The sequence below is a fragment of the Streptomyces sp. NBC_00459 genome (genome assembly GCF_036013955.1).
GTDB lineage: Bacteria > Actinomycetota > Actinomycetes > Streptomycetales > Streptomycetaceae > Streptomyces.
Window position 1 is genome coordinate 16,538 of the sequence record NZ_CP107903.1, and the last position, 18,597, is coordinate 35,134.

General features: G+C 67.8%; 15 protein-coding genes and 3 pseudogenes. 8 read left to right on the top strand and 10 right to left on the bottom strand.

Annotated features, from left to right (window positions below; translation table 11 throughout):
• Positions 1-211 precede the first annotated feature (211 nt).
• The 3 genes from OHN74_RS00085 to tap form a co-directional block, all read right to left on the bottom strand.
• The gene (locus tag OHN74_RS00085) at positions 212-1,081 is read right to left on the bottom strand and encodes an AraC family transcriptional regulator (RefSeq protein WP_327692411.1); all 870 of its coding nucleotides are present in this window, start codon (positions 1,079-1,081) and stop codon (positions 212-214) included.
• Positions 1,082-1,285: 204 nt separating this feature from the next.
• A complete protein-coding gene (gene tpg / locus OHN74_RS00090; RefSeq protein ID WP_327692412.1) occupies positions 1,286-1,843 on the bottom strand; it encodes a telomere-protecting terminal protein Tpg in 558 nt (185 codons plus the stop codon).
• Between the two features lie 6 nt (positions 1,844-1,849).
• Positions 1,850-4,036 (bottom strand): telomere-associated protein Tap, encoded by a 2,187-nt coding sequence (gene tap, locus OHN74_RS00095; protein WP_327692413.1) that lies wholly within the window; start codon positions 4,034-4,036, stop codon positions 1,850-1,852.
• Between the two features lie 257 nt (positions 4,037-4,293).
• Between tap and OHN74_RS00100 the strand changes: the two genes are divergently transcribed.
• Positions 4,294-4,731 carry a hypothetical protein gene (locus tag OHN74_RS00100; protein WP_327692414.1) on the top strand — a complete coding sequence of 146 codons (438 nt, stop codon included), beginning with the start codon at positions 4,294-4,296 and terminating at the stop codon, positions 4,729-4,731.
• Positions 4,732-4,959: 228 nt separating this feature from the next.
• Here the strand turns inward: OHN74_RS00100 and OHN74_RS00105 are convergent, their stop codons facing one another.
• Positions 4,960-6,348, bottom strand: coding sequence for a hypothetical protein (locus OHN74_RS00105; protein WP_327692415.1), 1,389 nt, complete (start codon positions 6,346-6,348; stop codon positions 4,960-4,962).
• Positions 6,349-6,852: 504 nt separating this feature from the next.
• Between OHN74_RS00105 and OHN74_RS00110 the strand changes: the two genes are divergently transcribed.
• From OHN74_RS00110 to OHN74_RS00125, 4 genes are all read left to right on the top strand, one after another.
• Positions 6,853-7,965: an FxsB family cyclophane-forming radical SAM/SPASM peptide maturase gene (locus OHN74_RS00110; protein ID WP_327692416.1), complete on the top strand. Its 1,113-nt coding sequence runs from the start codon at positions 6,853-6,855 to the stop codon at positions 7,963-7,965.
• A gap of 52 nt (positions 7,966-8,017) precedes the next feature.
• Complete coding sequence (locus OHN74_RS00115; protein WP_327692417.1) at positions 8,018-9,460, top strand: aKG-HExxH-type peptide beta-hydroxylase; 1,443 nt, start codon at positions 8,018-8,020, stop codon at positions 9,458-9,460.
• 550 nt (positions 9,461-10,010) lie between these two features.
• Positions 10,011-10,634, top strand: a complete 624-nt coding sequence (locus OHN74_RS00120) for a hypothetical protein (protein ID WP_327692418.1) — start codon at positions 10,011-10,013, stop codon at positions 10,632-10,634.
• 155 nt (positions 10,635-10,789) lie between these two features.
• The gene (locus OHN74_RS00125) at positions 10,790-11,260 is read left to right on the top strand and encodes a hypothetical protein (RefSeq protein ID WP_327692419.1); all 471 of its coding nucleotides are present in this window, start codon (positions 10,790-10,792) and stop codon (positions 11,258-11,260) included.
• Here OHN74_RS00125 and OHN74_RS00130 read toward each other — a convergent pair.
• Positions 11,232-11,948 (bottom strand): IS5 family transposase, encoded by a 717-nt coding sequence (locus OHN74_RS00130; protein ID WP_327699934.1) that lies wholly within the window; start codon positions 11,946-11,948, stop codon positions 11,232-11,234. The genes OHN74_RS00125 and OHN74_RS00130 overlap by 29 nt on opposite strands.
• A gap of 1,404 nt (positions 11,949-13,352) precedes the next feature.
• On the opposite strand from OHN74_RS00130, the pseudogene OHN74_RS00135 reads away from it, so the two are divergent.
• Positions 13,353-13,539 (top strand): annotated as a pseudogene (locus OHN74_RS00135) (transcriptional repressor LexA); the annotation flags it as partial.
• A gap of 64 nt (positions 13,540-13,603) precedes the next feature.
• On the opposite strand, the pseudogene OHN74_RS00140 reads toward OHN74_RS00135, so the two are convergent.
• Together OHN74_RS00140 and nrdR are read right to left on the bottom strand one after the other, a co-directional pair.
• A pseudogene (locus OHN74_RS00140) lies at positions 13,604-14,434 on the bottom strand (vitamin B12-dependent ribonucleotide reductase); the annotation flags it as partial.
• Positions 14,435-14,550: 116 nt separating this feature from the next.
• On the bottom strand, positions 14,551-15,102 hold the full coding sequence (gene nrdR, locus OHN74_RS00145) for a transcriptional regulator NrdR (protein ID WP_327692420.1): 552 nt from the start codon (positions 15,100-15,102) through the stop codon (positions 14,551-14,553).
• Between the two features lie 80 nt (positions 15,103-15,182).
• On the opposite strand from nrdR, the pseudogene OHN74_RS00150 reads away from it, so the two are divergent.
• Positions 15,183-15,410 (top strand): annotated as a pseudogene (locus tag OHN74_RS00150) (LexA family protein); the annotation flags it as partial.
• Here OHN74_RS00150 and OHN74_RS00155 read toward each other — a convergent pair.
• The 3 genes from OHN74_RS00155 to OHN74_RS00165 form a co-directional block, all read right to left on the bottom strand.
• Positions 15,383-15,739, bottom strand: a complete 357-nt coding sequence (locus OHN74_RS00155; RefSeq protein WP_327692421.1) for a hypothetical protein — start codon at positions 15,737-15,739, stop codon at positions 15,383-15,385. The pseudogene OHN74_RS00150 and the gene OHN74_RS00155 sit on opposite strands and share 28 nt — an antisense overlap.
• 431 nt (positions 15,740-16,170) lie before the next feature.
• Positions 16,171-17,313: a caspase family protein gene (locus OHN74_RS00160; protein ID WP_327692422.1), complete on the bottom strand. Its 1,143-nt coding sequence runs from the start codon at positions 17,311-17,313 to the stop codon at positions 16,171-16,173.
• Complete coding sequence (locus OHN74_RS00165) at positions 17,310-17,669, bottom strand: effector-associated constant component EACC1 (RefSeq protein WP_327692423.1); 360 nt, start codon at positions 17,667-17,669, stop codon at positions 17,310-17,312. Before OHN74_RS00165 ends, OHN74_RS00160 begins: the two co-directional genes overlap by 4 nt.
• Before the next feature lie 371 nt (positions 17,670-18,040).
• On the opposite strand from OHN74_RS00165, the gene OHN74_RS00170 reads away from it, so the two are divergent.
• Complete coding sequence (locus tag OHN74_RS00170; protein WP_327692424.1) at positions 18,041-18,454, top strand: hypothetical protein; 414 nt, start codon at positions 18,041-18,043, stop codon at positions 18,452-18,454.
• The last annotated feature ends 143 nt before the right edge of the window (positions 18,455-18,597 follow it).

Below are 18,597 nucleotides of genomic sequence, written 5' to 3' on the forward strand. Positions count from 1 at the left end.
GGGCCTGGGTTTTCAGAGGGGTACCGGCCTGTGAGGTTTCCGTCAGTGGCTCAGGCAGAACAAAGTGCCTCTCTTCCAGCAGATGAAGCTCCTCCTCGATGCCCAAGCCGAGCAGCTCTGCCACAACATCGACACGGAATACTCAACCGGCCAACCCGCACGCTCACTGGCCAACTGAAGCGCTCAACCGCGTTCGATGGTCGATGGTGGGTCACGCTGGTTCGACGGGGAGCCATAGCTCGCACGTCGCGGTGCTGAAATCGTCCGCGCGCTCGAGGACGGAGACGACCGAGGGGCCCGGGCGCAGCCGCCACGGGTTGGAGGGGAACCACTCGGTCGCGGTTGCCGCCCAGGTCGTCTGAAGGGCCTGTGGATGCGGTCCGCTGGTACGGAAGACTGCCCACATGCCAGGTGGTACCTCGATGGTGTCGAGCCCGTCCGGGACCGGTGTGTCCCGGCTGAGGGCGACTCCGTGCAGGTAGGTCAGTTCACTGCCCTCACGGCTGTCGGGATCGAGGTCGTCGGTGACCTGCAGCAGGCCCTTCGGTTCGGTGTCGCTGAGGGCCTTGAGCCGCAGATGCTCCTCCGGCGGCAGCGCGGCGATGTGCTCCTGGATGTGCGGGTTGACGCCCTGGTGAATAAGCGGAACCCGGGTTGCGTGTCCAGCCAGCCGGAATGCAGGGCGGTCGACGAGGCGGGTGTCCATGGGGATACTCCCTTCAACAGTCAGGCGGAACCTGAGCTGCGGTTGTGTGCGCAAGGGGCCTCCATTACGGCGAACGTCACCGGGGCCGACACCGTGGACCGCCCGGAACGCGCGTCCGAACGCCTCGCTCGAGCCGTATCCGTGCCGGACGGCGATACCCAGCAGATCCTCCTTGCCCCGCACGACGTCGGCGGCGGCAACTGTCATCCGGCGCCGCCGCACGTACTCCAACAGCGGCATACCGGCCAACGACGAGAACATCCGACGCAGGTGGTACTCGGTAGTGCCGAGCGCCCTGGCCAACTTGTCGACGTCGAGCTCCTCGACGAGGTGCTCCTCGACAAGATCGACAAGTTGGTTGAGTGCCGAGATCATTAGGAAGCCTCCCTTTCGACTCCCACCCTGGCAGCAGGCACCCCGGCAATACCCGACCGTTGCGATCCGATCCGGTCAGACGCCTGGACTGACGCGGTTCGCCACTTCCGACCTATCGATCTGGGGCTCAACTCGCCGACTCGACCTCTCACTCGCCAACTGAAGCGCTCAGTCACAGTTAGCGGGACTCTCGGGGCTTGGTCACTACAGCTCGATCTGGATGTGCTCCACGTCGGTGAACTCCACGCCCAGGCCGGCCGCCCGGGTGTTGTTGTTCCGGAAGTACATCTCCGCAAGTCCTTTGGCTGCGATGCGCTGGAGCTGCTGCTCGTTGGCGCCGCTGTCGCGGGCCTCGAAGAGGCGGTCCGCCCAGCGGGGCGGCAGGGCCTGGGTGATGTCGCGGATCCGGGCGTCGTCGGTCGTGCCCGGCGCGGCGGTGAATCCGAACCTCGCCCGGGTGGAGACGACCAGACCGCCCGTGCTTGAGGCCTTCTTCTTGGCTTTCGCCCGGATCTGCGGCTGCCACCGCTTCCTGACCTCCCGCTCGATGCGCTCGCGCAGGTCGCGGCGGGGCCGCTTGAACTTGCCCGCGACGTACCGCTCCACGGTGCGCTGGGAGATCCCGAGCGCCTGCGCGGCGGCCTTGGTGCCCTTGAGCTGCTTGACCAGGTACTTCACCTGCGCCTGGGCGCTTTGCGGGATGCGGCAGGCGAACGCCCCTTCCAGCGCCTGGTCCAGGCTGTCCCCGAGCGAGTCGGTCATGGTCGGCTATTCCCCTTCTCCGGCGGTCGGGTCGTTCTTGATGAGGTTGGCGATGTTGAACACCGCGCCGGCTTCCTCGAACTGCTGCTCTGCCCACAGCACGGTCTGGGTGCCCTGGTGCTTGACCATGCCCGGCGAGACCCCGAGCCGGAACGTGCCCGCCGCCAGCTTGCCCTCGTCCGTGTAGGGCAGGACGTCCAGCGGGGACGGGCCCGGGGAGGGGTAGACGATGGCGTCGGTGCCGATCGCGACCGGGTACAGATCGGCCGCGGCGGCGGTCTTCATCAGCTTGCGGTGGATGCCGACCCGCTGGCTCGCGAGCACGGCGGCCCGGATGTCCGGGCGCCACGTCTCCCGCTTGAGTGCCGGCCACGGCTCGTAGTACGCGACCTGGCCCCGGTTGCGCTGGCGCAGTTTGCCGATGCCGCCCTTCGCGGTTGCCTTGATCGCCTTTGCGAGCAGCGCCATCGTCGGGTCGGTGTTCCTCGATCGGGCCATCGCGTCCAGGAACTCCTGGCCGTTCATCGCGGTGGTGACACCGAGGTCGGCCATTGTCGTCACGTACGCCTCGCGCAGCCGCTTGTACCAGGGGTCCAGGTAGCGGCCGGTCTGGGTTCGCACGTGTGCCTCGATCGGTGCGACGTCGAAGCCGAGCTCCACCGCGTACGCGACGGTGGGTGTGGCGTACCAGGCCGGTCCGGTCGGGTGGTCGCCCTTCGGAGTGAACGGGCTCGGGAGCCGGCCGTGGTCGACAGCGCGACCGAACACGCGGGCGAGGTCGACGTGACTCAGGTCGACCAGCCAGGAGCCGGGCAGCGAGGCGTCGAACGTCGGGTTGTTCTTCAGGTGGGTCGGCCCGTTCAGCCCGACCGTGAGGCCGTTCGCGGCTGCGGCGAACGACATGTTGATGTCGATGGCGATCAGGTACGGATTCCGGCACTCGTCATCGGTCAGCGGCCGGCACCAGTCGTACGGCTCCTCCATCAGCATCTCTGCCGGGGTCCGCAGGTGGTGGCGCTCGAACTTCCCCTTGAGGACCGGGTGCTCGTCCGGGACTTCGCACTCCACGACGTCGTACACCGCCGTGAGCGCGTCCGCGTTGAACGCCCGCTCGAAGTTCCCGGTCGACTCGTCCTTCTCCGCGCGGGTCGGCGGGCGCAGCGCGGTCATCAGCTCCAGGCCGGTCGTCGACGCGGTGCCGCGCGGCGTGATCACCAGCTGCGCGTACGTGCCGAGATACCGGGCGAGGTCGGCGGGGTGCATGAACGGGATCTGCGGGTCGTCCTTGTTATCCCACTCCCTGGCGTCCAGCGCGTTCCACGAGGGGATGCACACCTGCACGCAGCGGCGCCAGGAGCCCTCCGGGTCCCGGTAGATCCGCGCCCACGGCCCGAACCCAAGCTGGGTGAGCTGGAGTTCGGCCTTCTTGATCTGCTTGACCACCTTGTGGCTGTCCGGGAGCCGGCCCGCGCGCCGCTCCTCATCCGACAGGGCGGCGGGCAGGCCGTAGCGCTCCAGCGCGGCCGGGGTGAGGACCAGGACCGGGTCGGCGTCACGGCCGTTGCGGTGCAGCCGGGCCTGCCCGAGCCGGGCTTCGGTCAGCGTCCAGTCGACCAGCGCCGGGATCGACTTGGCGGGCACGTCCAGGACCAGGCCGCCGACACAGTACGCCGACACCTGCCCGTCCTCGCAGTCGACGACCGCCAGCGGCCCGTTCTCGAAACGCGCGTCGGCCACGGCCGCCGTTGAAGTGGTGGCCTTCGCGGCCTTCTTCGCGCCCGGGCGCCGTGACGTCGACGACGACCTGGTCGTGCTCGCCGCCGGTCGGGCGGGTGCCTTCGCGGCGGCCGGCGCCGACGGAGCAGGAGCCGCCTCCGGGGCGGGCGCGGCGGTGAACGCTTCCGGCACGGCTGGCTCGTCAGCCGCCTCGATCTCGGGAGCGGGGAAGCGCGCGGCGAGGCCTTCGAGCAGCCGGGCGTAGGCGGCGCGCTTCGGCGGCCGCGGCTCGGTCCGCCCGGTCTCCCAGTTCCCCACCGCCTCCCGGCGCGCGTCCAGCGCCGTGGCGATCTGCGCCTGGCTCAGGCCCGCCGCCTCACGCAGACGCTTGCGCTCTGCGGGGACCGGTAGATCATCCTGCGCGACTTGCTCCAGCAGCGCATCGACAGCACTGAACAGCTCGTTCTCAGTGGACACAGAGGTCACCTCCAATGAACATCATACCTCAATCGCTCCCTTATTCGCGCATTGGATCGCTCATCCAATCGCACATCTCGTCAGATGTAACACGGGGTTGCGAAAGACGTGCAACGGCTTCCTCCCAGATCAGGGCTGCAACAAGGGGGTGTTGCACAGCGGCGTCGGGCACCGCGCTGCGGCATGGCGACGGTGCAGCGCCGGGGCCGACTGCCAGGCTGAGCGCGTCCGGCCCGCAGGTGATTGGGAGATCCGCCGTGTCCGTCACGTTCCGCATCAGGTGCTGCCTGTGCCGCAAGAACATCCCGCTCGCCGGGGACGTCATCGCCCTCGATGGCGAGTGGCAGCGCCGATACGCAGCCATGCACGGCACCCTCGCCTGCGAACGCTGCGCCATCGACTACGGCTGGAACTGCTGCACGACGACCAGAGGCGCCTTCGTCGACGGACACATCGCCGCGCCCGAGGATGAAGACGACGTCGACTCCATCAGCCACCAGCTGGAGCGCGGCACCCACCGCGCCCTGGTGACGCTCTACCCCCGCTCCGGCCTGCTCCAGGGAGCTGAGGCGTACCTGCGCAGCGTGGCCGCCCGCAAGAGCACCGACCCCGAGATCGCCGCAATGTTGCGCACGGCCATCCAGGAGTGGGACGAGCAGCACAGCACTGCCGGCGCCCCGCAGACAACCGGCTGAGGCTGCAGCCGTCCTCTCCGGCTCGGAAGCTACGAGGCCGTTGGCGCGGTGCAGGTCATCGGGCAGTGCTCTCAGCGGTCGCCGCGGGTCTCGTTCACCATGACCGTCCACTGGTCGGGACCCTGACCCGGCTTCGGCGCGGGGCGTCCGTGCACCGGGCGCGGGAAGGCGGAGGGCAACTCCGGGCTCGGCGGGGCCTCATGGTGCCCGGCGTGGAGGCGCTGTGTCCTACCGGCGGAAGCCTCGTCCGGGATCGCGGACGCTGTGGCTACCGAAGGGCTCGAACCAGGCGGCCGTCCTGAGGTCGCCCACACCCATGGACTGGTTCGCTGGGTCCTCCGGGTCTGCGATGCCGCCGAGTTTCGGGTCGAAGAGCATCAGGACGTCGTGGTCCTGGAACAGCAGTTCGGAACAGTCGTCCCAGCTGTAGTCGTCTCCGTGTTCGGGGAGCGTGTGGTGGGGGTCCGTGGGAGGGCGGTCTTCCAGGTGGGTGGGGGCGTCCTCGATGGCCAGGTGCAGGGCCATCTCCTCCGCGGTGCAGGTGGGTTCGGGCCACTTGCCCCGGGCGAGATCTGCGGCCAGGTCGTCGAAGGCGCGCGCCATGCGCCGCCGCCATCGGTGGTCGGCCGTCCAGGTGAGCGTAGGCAGCCGGTCGAAGACTTCCCAGGTGGTGGCGTTGGCGTCCGGCAGGAACTGGTCCCCCAGGCGGTGTGCGTCGTCGTAGGCCTGGTCTGCGAGGAGAACCAGGGCTGTGTGGAGCAGGTCGGCGGTGCGGGGGGTGAGCTGCCAGCCGCACTCCTCGCAGTCGGGGTCCTCGCCCTTGCAGGGGCAGTCCCGGACGGCGAAGAGGGCGGCGAAGTTCGGCGTCTGCTCACCGGCTGTGGGCCTTTTGCGCTGCTGGCGCAGGCGCCATCCGTGGACGAACCGGGTGACGACGGGCGCTGCGCTCCAGTCGGCCAGTTCGTCGCCGTCTTCGATGCTCAGCACCTCTGCCGAGCTTTGGTCTTCCAGCGTCTGGCTGCCGGTGACGTCGCTGTCCTCGGTGAGGGTGATCACGGCGCCGGCCAGGTCGCGTGGGTCGTCGTCGCCGAGTTCGGACGCCGGCAGCGGCTCCCAGCCGCGGCGGGCAGCGGCGTGAAGGAGCGCGTCTTCGTCGGTGATGTGGAACTCGCGCAGGTGGGTGATCCGCACGACCTTCCCCGGCAGGTCCTTAAGCCGGGAGTGGCCCGCCGCTGCGGGCGCTGCCGAGGAATCCGGTTCGTCGTCGAACGGCTCCGGGTCCGGGTCCGTCGCCGTGAGCAGGGTTCCGGGTTCCGCGGGCCAGGTCCCGCTCGCGGCTCGCGTGACGGCCTCGCGCAGGGAGCCGGCCGGTGCATCCGGCATCTGAGCCGTGAGAGCGGTCAGTTCGTCGTCGACGGCTGCGGCGTCACGCAGCGCCAGGACCCGGCGCAGAATGCCTGTCGCCTCGAAGGCGTGCTCGGGGTTTTTGCAGGTCAAAACGGCGGTCAGGGAACTGGGCCCGTAGTCGTGCACCAGCAGGGCCAGCACCCGACTCTTGCTGGAGGTGTGTTCGCACAGGAAGTCGATGGCCCGGGCCACGGACAGCGATGACGTCATCGCGGGACTCCAAAAGGGGAAGAACGCGGGGCGCACCGGACGGGCGGCGCACGCGCACAGACAGGAACCCGCTGGTGAACACGGTGCGGCCGCGTCCCCGGACGGTGAAAGAGGCAAGTTGGGATGCCAGTTGGTGTCCTCGCTACGAACGATGACCCTGACTCGGCTGACACAGACACTACCCGTGCCTGGCGGCGCGTACCCCGGACATCTGTAAAAGAGCGGGATCTGCCGGGGCACCGCCACCGCCCGCCAAAGGTCAACTCGGAGCAACGAAAGAGCGCCACGCTGCGGTAGGAGGTCGTGCAGCGTCTGTAACGACGGCGCGATGCAACACCCCGGCCGAACAGGTTGGCTCATCGTCCTACGGCTGCTGACCAGCCTGGACGGCGAAACGCACGGGAAGGCCCTCAAGATCCTCCCCGCAGCCCGACCAGTTCCCGATCCTTCTGCCGTGTGCAGACGCCGGTCCGCGCCCAAACGGTACGGCCTTTTCGTGAATGGGTGGTCAAGGTCGCTCAGCAGTGCAACCTGGCCTGCGACCACTGCTACGTCTACGAGCTGCAGGACACCAGCTGGCGGCACAAACCCGGTGTGATCACGGAGGAGTCGGCCGTCCGGCTCGCCGAGCGGATTGCCGAGCACGCCCGGGCCCACGCTCTGCCCGAGGTCCGCGTCGTGCTGCACCGCGGGGAGCCGCTGCTCGCCGGGAGACAGCGAATCGAACACATCGTCTCAGCCCTGAGGGCCACGCTGCAGGCAGTGTCGCGCTGTGATACCTCACTACAGCGCAACGGGACACTCCTCGATCCTGAGTGGTTGGATCTGTTCCGCCGGTACGGGGTGTCGGTGGGGGTCAGCCTCGACGGCGACCGCACGGCGAACGACCGCCATCGGCGTTCCAGGAACGGCCGGAGTAGCTACACCGCAGTTCTGAAAGGGCTGGAACTGTTGAGGCGACCGGAGAACAGAGCGCTGTACAGCGGTCTGCTCTGCACGGTGGACATAGCCAACGATCCGGTGGCGGTGTACGAGGAGCTGCTCTCGCACGAGCCCCCGATGATCGACTTCCTCCTCCCCCACAGCACATGGGAGCACCCGCCGCCAGGCCACGACACCGCGGCGACGCCCTACGCCGACTGGCTCCTGGCCGTCTTCGAGCGCTGGTACACCGCGCCGGTCAGGGAGACGGGGATCCGTCGCTTCGAGCACATCATGGAACTGTCGCTCAGCGGCCGGCTCCCGTCGGCGCCCGTGGTCTCCGACTTCATCGTGGTGGAGAGCGACCTGTCGGTGGAACTCCCCGACAACCTCAAAGCCGCCTACGACGGCGCCGCGGCGACCGAACTGAACCTGCTCGACCACGACTTCGACACGGTGGCGCGTCATCCGGGTGTGGTGACGGCCCGAGGAGCGCAACCGGTCCCGCTCGCCGCCGACTGCCTCGACTGTCCCGTCGTCCGGCTGTGCGGCGGAGGACTGCGGACCCACCGCTACCGCCCGCGCAACGGATTCGACAATCCGAGCGTCTTCTGTGCCGATCTCGGCCGGCTCACCACGCACATCCGGGACCGTGTGGTGGCCGACGTCAGGGAGCTGTTCGGGAGGGCCTCGTGACCGAACCCATGGCGTTACGCATGACGGCCGAGGACTTCCCGAGCGGGATCCGGTGCTGCTGACCGAGACCCTGCTCCACGAAACGAACCACGTAGCCCTGGCGGCGCTGACCGACCTGGTCGACCTGACCGACCCGCAGGACCGGACCCGGCACCGGGTGGGCTGGCGCCCCGATCCCCGGCCGTTGGGCGCCGTGTTCACCGGGACACACGCCCACATCGGCGTGCTGGAGTTCTGGTCGCGCGTCTACCACACGCTCGACGGCGCACCGGCCCGCGCGGCCGAGGCACGGCTGCACCAGTACGGACGGCAGGTGGCCGCGGCTCTGCGGGGCCTGTGGCGCAACGAGGCCGCTCTGACGTCCCGGAGAACCTACTTCCTCGAATGCATGACCGACGAGGCGGAGTTGCACGGCTTCCCTGTGCGCGGACCTCGCGTGATCCACCCATCCGTGAGATCGGGCGTCATGGGACGCACCCCCTCTCGGGTCGACCAACAGTGCGGTAAGCAGCGGTTCCGCCGTCGTGCAGAGCGCGGGCGGTGCGGTCGATCAGGAGGAGGAGAGGGCGTGGGCGGAAAAGGTCGCGCGGCGGTGCGCCTGCAACGAGCCGTGGAACTGCCGGGTGTGGCGGGAAGACGGCCGACGAGACGACACCGGGGGCGGATCCACTATGAGGATGCGGTGGCACGACGGAGACGCGACGGCGCGGCGGGTGGTCGCGGGCGCGCGGGAGGCGGCGGCAGGCGGCACGCTCCCGGCCTCTGTCCGGCGCAGCCCGAGGCTGCCCGCGCCATGGGGCCGTGCCAGGCAATTGGAGTCACCGTGAGCCACTTCTATCTGAGTCACGTTCGCACCGTCGACGAGGAGTGGGTCGCGTCGTTCTTTCACGACCTCTGCCGGGTCGTCGCTGAGCGCACCGGGCGCTCCCCGGAGGTCGTGGGCGTCCACGGGAAACCTCACTCGCCGGACGTGTCGGCGGATCTGCTGGCCCGGTCCACCGTCCTGGTCGTGCTCCACTCACCGCGCTACTTCAGCCAGTCCTACTGCCGGGCCGAGCTGTCCTACTTCCAGCGCCGGCTCAGCATGCAGCGGTCCAGGACCGGCCGCAGTGCCGACGCGGTCATCCCCGTCATGTGGGAACCCGACCCCGCCCACCCGCTGGACGCCGTCGCCCCGCAACTGCCCCTGCGCGCCCGGTCGGACGCTTTCAGCGCGACGGACTGCACCTCGGCAACCCCCGCACCGGCTTCGCGAACCCACCGTCTGCTGCGCCGTGTTCTGGGTCTTGTCCCGCTGTCGACCACCGTTTCGCCGGAACCTGTCGACGGCTTCGGTGGCGTCGGCAAGACACAGATCGCGCAGGAGTACGTCCACAGTCATCATTGGGAGCGCGAGGAGGGCAACGGCGCGTCAGCGAGCAGGCTGTGGTCCCCCGAGCCTGCCAATTCTCCGCATGGGGCCAAGTTTTGGGGCGTCGGCGTGAACCCCCGATAGATCGTCGTTGACACGAAGCGAGGTGAACGCGTAGCTCCCCAGGTCCTACGATGCGCCGTCATCAGACCTTGTTCTCCAGGTTAGGGAAGAGGCCCAACGCTGTGAAGGTCCTGCGCCATGTCGGTGATTCGAACCGCCGACGTGGCAGCCCACGTCTCGGGAAGCGTCCCGTTCGCTTCGAGTCGAATGGGGCCCCGGGCCGTCACCGGTAATGGGAAGCCGTCGCCGACCGAGCCGCTTCCCGCCCGGTACACCGCCTCATCGCCTCAGCCCGAACTACGCAAGGACACCCGCCGCTCCCCAGGATTCTCAGGCCACCAAGGAGCGGCGGGGCCCACACCAGACCCAACCCCCTGCAGGGAGGCAGGCCGTGTCAGGCCAGCATGCCATTTCAACCAAGGACGTCAGTACCTCAGGCCTTGATGGGCGCCGACCTCGCTCAGCTCCCGCGGACGCTGGTCCTTCTACCCGCAAGGCGCACGAGGGCTGGCCCGCACTGTCCCTGTGGGGCAGGCGCCTGATCGCGACCGCGACGCTAAGTACAGCACTCATGCTGCCGCACCATCCTGCACAGGCACTGCCAGCCGATCAGGTCACGTGGGTCGGCGTCACCTCCCCTGCACCGTGGGCGACGCCTCAGGAGGTTCCGCCTACCGTGCAGTCCCAGTCGTCCGATTGGACCCCCGCTGCCAAGGTCGCGGGCGCCGCTGTACTCGTCGGCGCCGCGGGGACGTGGGGCGTCTTCTGGTTCCACCGCCGGTGGCGCAGGAATGACCAGGCCAACAAGGACGTCGACAAGACCATCGCGGTCCTGGACGAAGTCTCCGTCGAAGCGTGGCGTATCAAGCGCCTCAACGGCAGGGCAAAAGATGATGATCTCGGCAAATTGGCGGACCTGATCCCCGGCATCGAGCACTCCACCACACAGCACCAGGACACCCTGCACGAACACCTCACCCACGTGAACAACTTGATGACGGCTCTGGTGAGCAACCCCGTGGAACTCGACACTGTCGAGAGCGTGCTCATCGCTTCAGCCGCCCTCGCCGACGTCCCCGAACCGATGCGCCTCGCCCATCTCGCCGAGCGCATCGGCCTCCAGATCCAGACAGTCGATCAACTGATCACGGCAGTCACCAACGCCACCACCGGAGCAAAACGACTCCGCAAATGAAGCGTGAATGGGCGACTGTTTGGGCGTCCGTGGCTCAGAAGCCATCCGCTTTCCGAACGTGATCGGTTGGCTCGGGGTGGGTGGGCATGATCTCCGGCCGGAGGCGGGAGAGATGGGCGTGGTTCGTCCGCTCGTCTGGCTCGTGGAGGTGGCTGGTGGCGTCGGTGCTTGGTCTGCTGGAGGCCCGGGAGAAGAAGGTCCGGGAGGAGATTGCGCGGTTGCGGGAGGAGGCCGAGCGGGTGCAGGCTGCGCTCGGGGCGGCGGAACGCGCGCTTGAGCGGCTGGTGGATGCCCGGGGGACGGTGGCCGAGGTGCTGGCCCAGCCGCCTTCCGCGGTCGCCGAGCCGCAGCGGGGTTCGGTGGCGGGATCGCCGGTGCCGCACCGGACCGACGGCATGGCGGCGTCGGTCCTCGCGCCGGACTACCAGCGGATTGTGTCGGTGCTGGGGTCGGAAGCGGGCCGGGAGGGCATGCGCTGCCAGCAATTGGCCGTCGCGTTGGGGTTGGAGGCGGTCCCGGCGAAGGTGGAGGGGCTGAGGTCGAAGGCGAAACGCCTGGTGGAGCGGGGGTGGGCCCTGCAGGTGCGACCGGGGGTGTTCACCACGCTCGCGGTGCCGGCCGGCTGAAGCCGGCTGGACGGTGTCCGGCCAGGCGGCTGCTCATGAGCATGGCCATCGACCACAGCACCATGGCTTCGTGCATGGCGGGCAGTGTCTCGTAGTCGCGCGCCAGGCGGCGCGAGCGCATCAGCCAGCTGAGGGTTCTTTCCACCACCCACCTGCGTGGCAGCACCACGAACCCCGTGGTGTCGTCAGTGCGTTTGACGATCTGAAGGGTGAGCCGGAGCTCCTCGGCCGCCCAGTCGACGAGCCGGCCTGCATAGCCGCCGTCCGCCCACACCAGTCGGATGGAGAAGTACTGCCGTCGCAGCCGCTCGAGCAGAGGGACGGCGGCGTCGCGGTCCTGGATGCTTGCCGCGGTCACCGCGACGGCCAGGACCAGGCCGAGGCAGTCCACCACCAGATGCCGCTTTCGGCCGCCCACCTTCTTCCCGCCGTCCCACCCGGACGTCGATCGCGGGATGTTCGCCGCCGCCCGCACCGACTGCGAGTCCACGATCGCGGCCGTCGGGTCCGGCAAGCGGCCATCCTTCTCCCGGACGCGGTCGCGCAGCCGATCGTGGAGTTCGGCGAGCAGACCCGTGACCTGCCAGCGGCGGGCGAAGGCATGCACGCGCCGATACGGAGGGAAGTCTGCGGGCAGATTGACCCACTTCACGCCGTTGTCCACGACATAGCGGACCGCGTCGAGCATCACGCGGTGGCAATAGCCCTCCGGCCGCCCGCCCCGCCCCGCCCCTCCAGCCAGGCCGGAACCGGAAGCAACGGCCGGACGACCCTCCACTCCGCCTCCGTCATGTCGGAGCCATAACTCGGAGTGCGCTCCGGCCCGTCCGCCGCGTTGCCGAACCTGTGCGCGAGGCAGTCACACGACGGTGGCAGCGAGTTGGACTCCACGCACGCGAGCGCGAAAGACTGCGGCAACAGGGCCTCCTGGTACTCGGTTTGGTTCGCACCCCCGAACTACCAAGAGGCCCTGCTCTTATGCGCGTGCCCCCGCGCGACCACCCGATCAGGAATCCTGTTCGACCAGACCAGCCCCGTGATCGATAAGCGGATGGCGTCTCAGAACAAGTGCTCGTAGGCGACGGCTGTGGTGATGGCGTGTTCGATGGAAGCACGGCCATCCGCGGCGCCTCTTTGCTGGCTTGCGCGGTGAGGGCGGGTACGGTGCGGGGATCAAGAGGGGCGACGCTCACGGGGGCATTGCATTGCCATGCTGATGTCATACGATGCAAGGGCACCCGGGGACTCACCGGGAGTGGACGGGACTCTCCGAGAACTGGCCACGCTGGAAGCCCCCGAAGGGCCTGATGCTGGGTGCAACCAGCAATCAGGCCCCTCAGAGGTGCCGCAGTCACGAGCCCGGCCGAGAATCAGGCGGTCGGGCTCACTGCGTGAGCGCCTACCAGTCGGCCGTACTCTGCTTCTGGTCAAGACCAGAAGGACTGCAGCAGTACCCATATGACCTTGACAGTCACCGGCGCCCAGTCGAGCAGCGTCTGTCGTTTCGACGGCCGGCTGCACCGTACGCAGTGACCATCAGGAGATTCCTCCCTGGCCATGTGCCTCCTCCTTTCAGCCCCAGTAGGGGTCCTGAGTACCGCTCAGGACTTCGCCTCGACATAAGGCGAACAACTCGGTGGGACTCTCCGGAAGGAAGCAGCCCCCAGCATACGATCCCGCCGAGGACCCGAAGACCCAGGGGACCACAACTTCTGGGCTACAGCAGCAATCCAACCACTAGATGTGGGGATTGGCTTGTGCATCCATCGCGTAGCGCGTGTCGCACAAGTATTGACGTATGCCGACCTGCCACACTGGCTGAATTCCCGTGTCTCCGCACACCGATCGCCGCCACAGGGCCTGCGGAAATACCGTGTGGGAGCCACAAAGACAAGTCGTACGCCTCGCGTCATCAAGGCGGCGGAGAGTCCAGCAATGGACCCGACTGCCCAGCAAGCGCCACGTCAGCGGTACGCCCAGCCACTTGATCGCGATAGTCGATTCGCGATCAACCACTCGAACGTCTGTTTGATGCAGCCTCCCGTAAGCAACTACCGTTGCACTGCACGGGAGACCATCGAGAGGGGCCGACGTGACCACCACCCCTGACAGTGCCACCATCACTGCCCAGGACCGCTCCCAGAGCCGAGCCGGTGCATGCGATGAACGAAGCCACGAATCCTGAGGGACCCAAGCGGTCTCTCCCTGGACGACCTCCAGGAATCCGAGCGGACAGCTCGGGACTCACCGACCGGCAACGGCGCGTGAATGAGGTCATCACGCCCCCACGCGCAGGGTGGAGATGTCCATCGCTGCCCTGCGCCGTGGGGCCGTGATGACCTCGTTCTGGTACTGGACGGACGTGATGTCGTCGCCGCCCAGGTCCATGTCGAAGCCCGCGTCACGCAGGGCGCGGATCTTCTCCTCTTCCTTCACCTTGGTCTCGATGAAGCCCTCGATGTCGGGGTGGTCGACGTCGAGGATGACCATCTTGGCCGCACGGCGGGTGGCGCCGCCCGACTTGATCGTTCCCGCCGACGCGTCCGCGCCGCGCATGAAGGAGACCGGGCCCGAGGCGTTGCCGCCGGAGGAGAGCAGCTCCTTGGAGGAGCGGATCCGGGAGAGGTTCAGGCCGGCGCCCGAGCCGCCCTTGAAGATCATGCCCTCTTCCTTGTACCAGTCGAGGATCGACTCCATGGAGTCGTCGACGGACAGGATGAAGCAGGCCGAGACCTGCTGGGGCTGCGGGGTCCCGACGTTGAACCAGACGGGGCTGTTGAAGCTGAAGATCTGGTGCAGGAGGGCGTACGCCAGCTCGTGCTCGAAGATCTCGGCGTCGGCCGGGGAGGCGAAGTACTTGTAGTCCTCACCGGCCTTCGTGTACGTCTTCACGATGCGGTCGATGAGCTGCTTGAGGCTCACCTCGCGCTGCGGGGTGCCGACAGCACCGCGGAAGTACTTGCTGGTGACGATGTTGACCGCGTTCACCGCCCACTCGGCGGGGAACTCGACGCCACGCTGCTCGAAGTTGACCGAGCCGTCGCGCCAGTTGGTCATGACGACGTCACGGCTCGCCCACTCGACCTCGTCGTACGGGTGCACGCCGGGGGTGGTGTGGATCCGCTCGATGCGCAGCCCGTTGCCATAGGCCTCAGCGATGGTCACGCTCTTCATCCTCACTCTCGGCTATCTGGTGTTGCAGGCGTCCGCTCGCTACGGCCCGCAACAGGTCCTCTCATTGCCGCCGCCGGCCGGATCCACAGACACAGGCTCCGGGTCCGGCCCGCCGGTCAGTCGGCGGCGTTGGCGAGCACGGGGACCTGAGCAGTCCCCCCGGACCCGCGATCGTCCTGCCGGCGCCCCACATCCGGGTCTTCGTCGTCCACGGCGGGGCGGCACGGCACTTCCCTGAGCTCCGCGATCGCGGCCTCGAAGTCGTCCAGCGAGTCGAACGCCCGGTAGACGGACGCGAATCGCAGATAGGCGACGAGGTCGAGTTCCTGCAACGGACCGAGTATGGCCAGCCCCACGTCATGGGTGGTCAACTCGGCACTTCCGGTGGCGCGCACCGCCTCCTCGACCCGCTGGCCGAGCTGCGCGAGAGCGTCCTCGGTGACAGGCCGCCCCTGACATGCCTTGCGCACGCCATTGATGACCTTCGTACGACTGAACGGTTCGGTGACCCCGGACCGCTTGACCACCATGAGCGAGCACGTCTCGACGGTCGTGAACCGGCGGGAGCAGTCAGGACACTGGCGGCGCCTGCGGATCGACGTGCCGTCGTCGGTCGTACGACTGTCGACCACGCGGCTGTCGGGATGCCTGCAGAAGGGGCAGTGCATGTTCTCCAACCCTCCCTCACAGCAGACTCAATAGCCCCGCAAGGGCCCTTGAGCCCCTCGAAGCAGCGATCTGCGACTGAGTCACCGTCCACCGCGAGCCGGTCGCCGAGAACGGCGACATCGTGGCCGCGATGCTGGACGGCAAAGCCACCGTCAAGCGCTTCAAGCGCGAGGACGGCCACGCCTGGCTCCTCCCGCACAACTCCGCGTATCGCAGCCTCCCTGCGGGCCGAAAAAGGGTCCCGCTCGACACACGCGAAACCCAGTACAGCCAGGTGATTCACGCCGCCCGGTACTGCCCGCGCTGAACGCGGACAACCCGGCCAGCCTTAAGAAGCCCGTCGATGTAGACGGACACCCCATTGCGGGTGCTCAGCTTGCCCGCCGCAGTCATCGCCTCCGCAATATCGCCGAGCGTCATGGGACCGTCCGCCCCCTTGAGGAGCGTGACAATGGCCTCAGCCTTGGTGAGCTCTTCTATCCCCTGACCAGGGATTACAGCAGTCTCAGCGAGCTTCCTGAGAGCATCGCGCTCAGCCCTCAACCCCTCGATGCGGGCACCAATCAGGTCACGCTCACGCTCCGCCTCGCGCAGACTCTTCTCAACACGCTCAAGGTCATCCGTGTAGTCACCCATAGAGGAATCTTAGACATAAAGCTTAAGAAAAATCTAGAGTTTAATTAAATCTCTTTAGGGTTCACTGGCGGTGCCCCGCACCCGGGTACGGCCGTCCGACCGAGCCGGCTGCAGGGGTGCGGAACCGGCCGTGCTCGGCCGTTCAGGAACCGAGACGGTCCATCCGCTGGAAGACTCTGCCCGTAAGCAGTCGCACCGAGCGGGGGATGTGTAGCTGTGGCGAAGGCGAAGAACCGCAAGGGGCACTACCGGGCAGCGCACTACGTGAAGCCATCCTCGGCATCCAGCCGATGGAAGAAGCCGTCACTGGGACTCCTTCTGGGCGCTGCTGTGCTGGCCATCGCCGCATGGAACACCCTGTTTCCAGACAGCCCCGACGACTCGGTCAAGACGCCCCAGCCGTCCGGTGTCTCAGCTTCCGCCGTACCCGGTCACTGAGCCCGCCCCCGGCGGAAGACCGAGAAAGGCCGCCGCCTTCCCTTCTCAGAGACGGTGCCGGGAGCAGCTACCGGGATCTCCGCGCCAGCCGACGCCTCCGCCGTGCGCAGCTGCTGCCAGACAAGCTGCCACAGCGCGATCCGGTCCTCGGGGACACCACAGGCCGAAAGGTAGGCCTCAGTTGTCTCCCAGGTGGCCGGAAGCTCGGCGCGGTTGACCAGCCGGCCGACGCTGCCAGCAGAAATACGCCCGTCAGAGCGCCGGCTCACTGCCTGCTGAGTCAGTCCGCTGACCACCCGCACGTCCGCGAGGGAGGTGAAAAACCCTGTGACGGTACGGATCGCAGCCGGATCCGGCCAGGGACGCTCCCCGACGGCCTCACCGGCCGCAACCGGTACGGCCGGCAGATCAGCGTGATTGCGTGCGAGCGCGACCTGGGCACCGCTGTTGCGGTCCCGGGCCTGCGGAACGGGGTGCCCCCTCGCTCCCAGCGTCAGACGCAGATGCCGGTAGAGGGAACCCAGATCGAGCAGCGCGGGACCGCCGGGTATGCCCTGGCGCAGCGTGTCGAGCAGCGCCCCGGTGAAAGCCGTATAGGTCTCCCCCACCGGCGCCAGAGCCGTACGGGTCTCCGCGGCGGCCGCCAGAAGAAAACTGCCCTCCACCGCCGCCTGGTCAGCAAGCCCCGCCCCGGCGCTCATTCTCCCCAGCGCCCGACCGCTGTAACAGCAGTCCAGGATCACCACGTGCCGCTCGGCCCTGGAATCCAGCAGAAGAACCTGGCGCACCCAGTCATACGGAAGAACCGTCTCGATACGGCCCGCCTCGGTGTGCGGCAGGGCCAGACTCAGCTGATCCTGCGCATCGACCAGCCCGTGCCCGGCGAAGTAGACGATCAGCGTGTCGGTGGCCTCGGCGGCTGCCTGCCGCACCGCGCCCACCACCGTGTGCGCGGCAACCGGATTCTCCACGACGCTCACATGCCGGTCCGGCAGCTGCAGCGACAGCGGCCCTCGTAGAAGACCGGCCAAGGCGTGCACGTTGTTAGAGACGGCCGGCAACTGCTCCAGATACTCGTACCGGCCCGTGCCCACCAGCACGGCCCGCGACGCCCCCGGATCCGGCAGCACGCTCACTGCTCCCCGCCCTCATCACCGTCAACAGCCTCCAGCACCCGAACCGCCCGCCCGAGTTCCTCCTCAGAACAATCCGTCAGGACGATGACCGTGGCCCCGCGGCGGATCTCCACACGTGGCCGATCCGGCCGGCTCTGCCGCCACGCCGCCACCGCCAAAACGAACGACGCCGCACTCCACCCGTTCCCCGTCACCAACTCGAGCACGTCAAGGACCGTGCCCATCTCCCCCGGCCCAGGCACACTCCCCCGCACCTCAACCACGGCAGACCGGCGCACCCCCGGATCGGCACGCAACCAGCCCTGCAACGAACGCAACTCCCCCGCGCCCAGCCCGACCCTCACCTCAAACCGCACCCAGACCTCCCCCGACCGACGCACAACACCCGACGACAACACACAACCGATCAGGAAACCCGCGACAACACAACACCCCAACAGTGACCAGGCAAAACATCGTTGAACAGCACGACTCATACGCCGGGCCCCGGAGGTGTCTTCACTCCCCGGGGGCCCATGGCGTCAGGTCGGGGGCTATCAGGATTAATTCAAGACACTCCCGCCATGGAAGCGTTCGGCCGGGCCTTCAACGCGGTCACCGCGCCGCGGCTGTGGTGGGCACATCGGCGTGCCGCACGCGTGACCTGACGCAGGAGTTCGTCGGGGCTGAGGCGTGTGAGCGGGCGGTTGACCGCTGTGTGTCAGTGGCGCTCGATAGCCTTTGCAGTATGGGAACTTACGACGACAAGTCACGTGACTACGACCGTCGCGCCGGCCAGGCGCTGGTCGCCTTCTACAACCTGGCCAAGGCTGGTGGCGGGCATAGCGGGGAAGCGGTAGCGCCTGCGTACCGCGACCTGCTGGATGCGGCTGAGTCCACGTTCCGAGCGGGTGTCGAGGCGGGTGACCTGGAGAAGGCCAAGGCTGGCTGGGACGAGCTCGTTGACGTGACTGCGCACATCGCGCACGCCAACGCCCGAGTTGGGACGGTGCTGCTGGCGACGGCGGTGAATCGTCTGGAGGAGACCCCGGAGGAGGTCGTCGCCCAGGTCATGGTGGAAGTGGAGAAGCACAGTTCCTGCCCCCCCGAGGCGAAGAACCCGTCAGCTGTGGCTGTGGATCTGCCCTCGCGGAATGCGTAAACGCCTCGTCCCCGGCAACTGAGTTGCTGTGACTGAGCACTTGATTTGGTGAGTTGAGCGCAAGGGGAGTCGCGTTGAGGCTGCTGCGTTCCCAGGGGCTTTGAGAAGGTGACGCCGTCGTGGGCGGACTCAGTCAGTGGACG

Coding starts and splice junctions, on each gene's coding strand:
- OHN74_RS00085 (WP_327692411.1), bottom strand. CDS start 1,081: ATGATCTCGGCACTCAACCAACTTGTCGATCTTGTCGAGGAGCACCTC.
- tpg (WP_327692412.1), bottom strand. CDS start 1,843: ATGACCGACTCGCTCGGGGACAGCCTGGACCAGGCGCTGGAAGGGGCG.
- OHN74_RS00105 (WP_327692415.1), bottom strand. CDS start 6,348: ATGACGTCATCGCTGTCCGTGGCCCGGGCCATCGACTTCCTGTGCGAA.
- OHN74_RS00120 (WP_327692418.1), top strand. CDS start 10,011: ATGCTGCCGCACCATCCTGCACAGGCACTGCCAGCCGATCAGGTCACG.
- OHN74_RS00130 (WP_327699934.1), bottom strand. CDS start 11,948: ATGCTCGACGCGGTCCGCTATGTCGTGGACAACGGCGTGAAGTGGGTC.
- nrdR (WP_327692420.1), bottom strand. CDS start 15,102: ATGCACTGCCCCTTCTGCAGGCATCCCGACAGCCGCGTGGTCGACAGT.
- OHN74_RS00155 (WP_327692421.1), bottom strand. CDS start 15,739: ATGGGTGACTACACGGATGACCTTGAGCGTGTTGAGAAGAGTCTGCGC.
- OHN74_RS00170 (WP_327692424.1), top strand. CDS start 18,041: ATGGGAACTTACGACGACAAGTCACGTGACTACGACCGTCGCGCCGGC.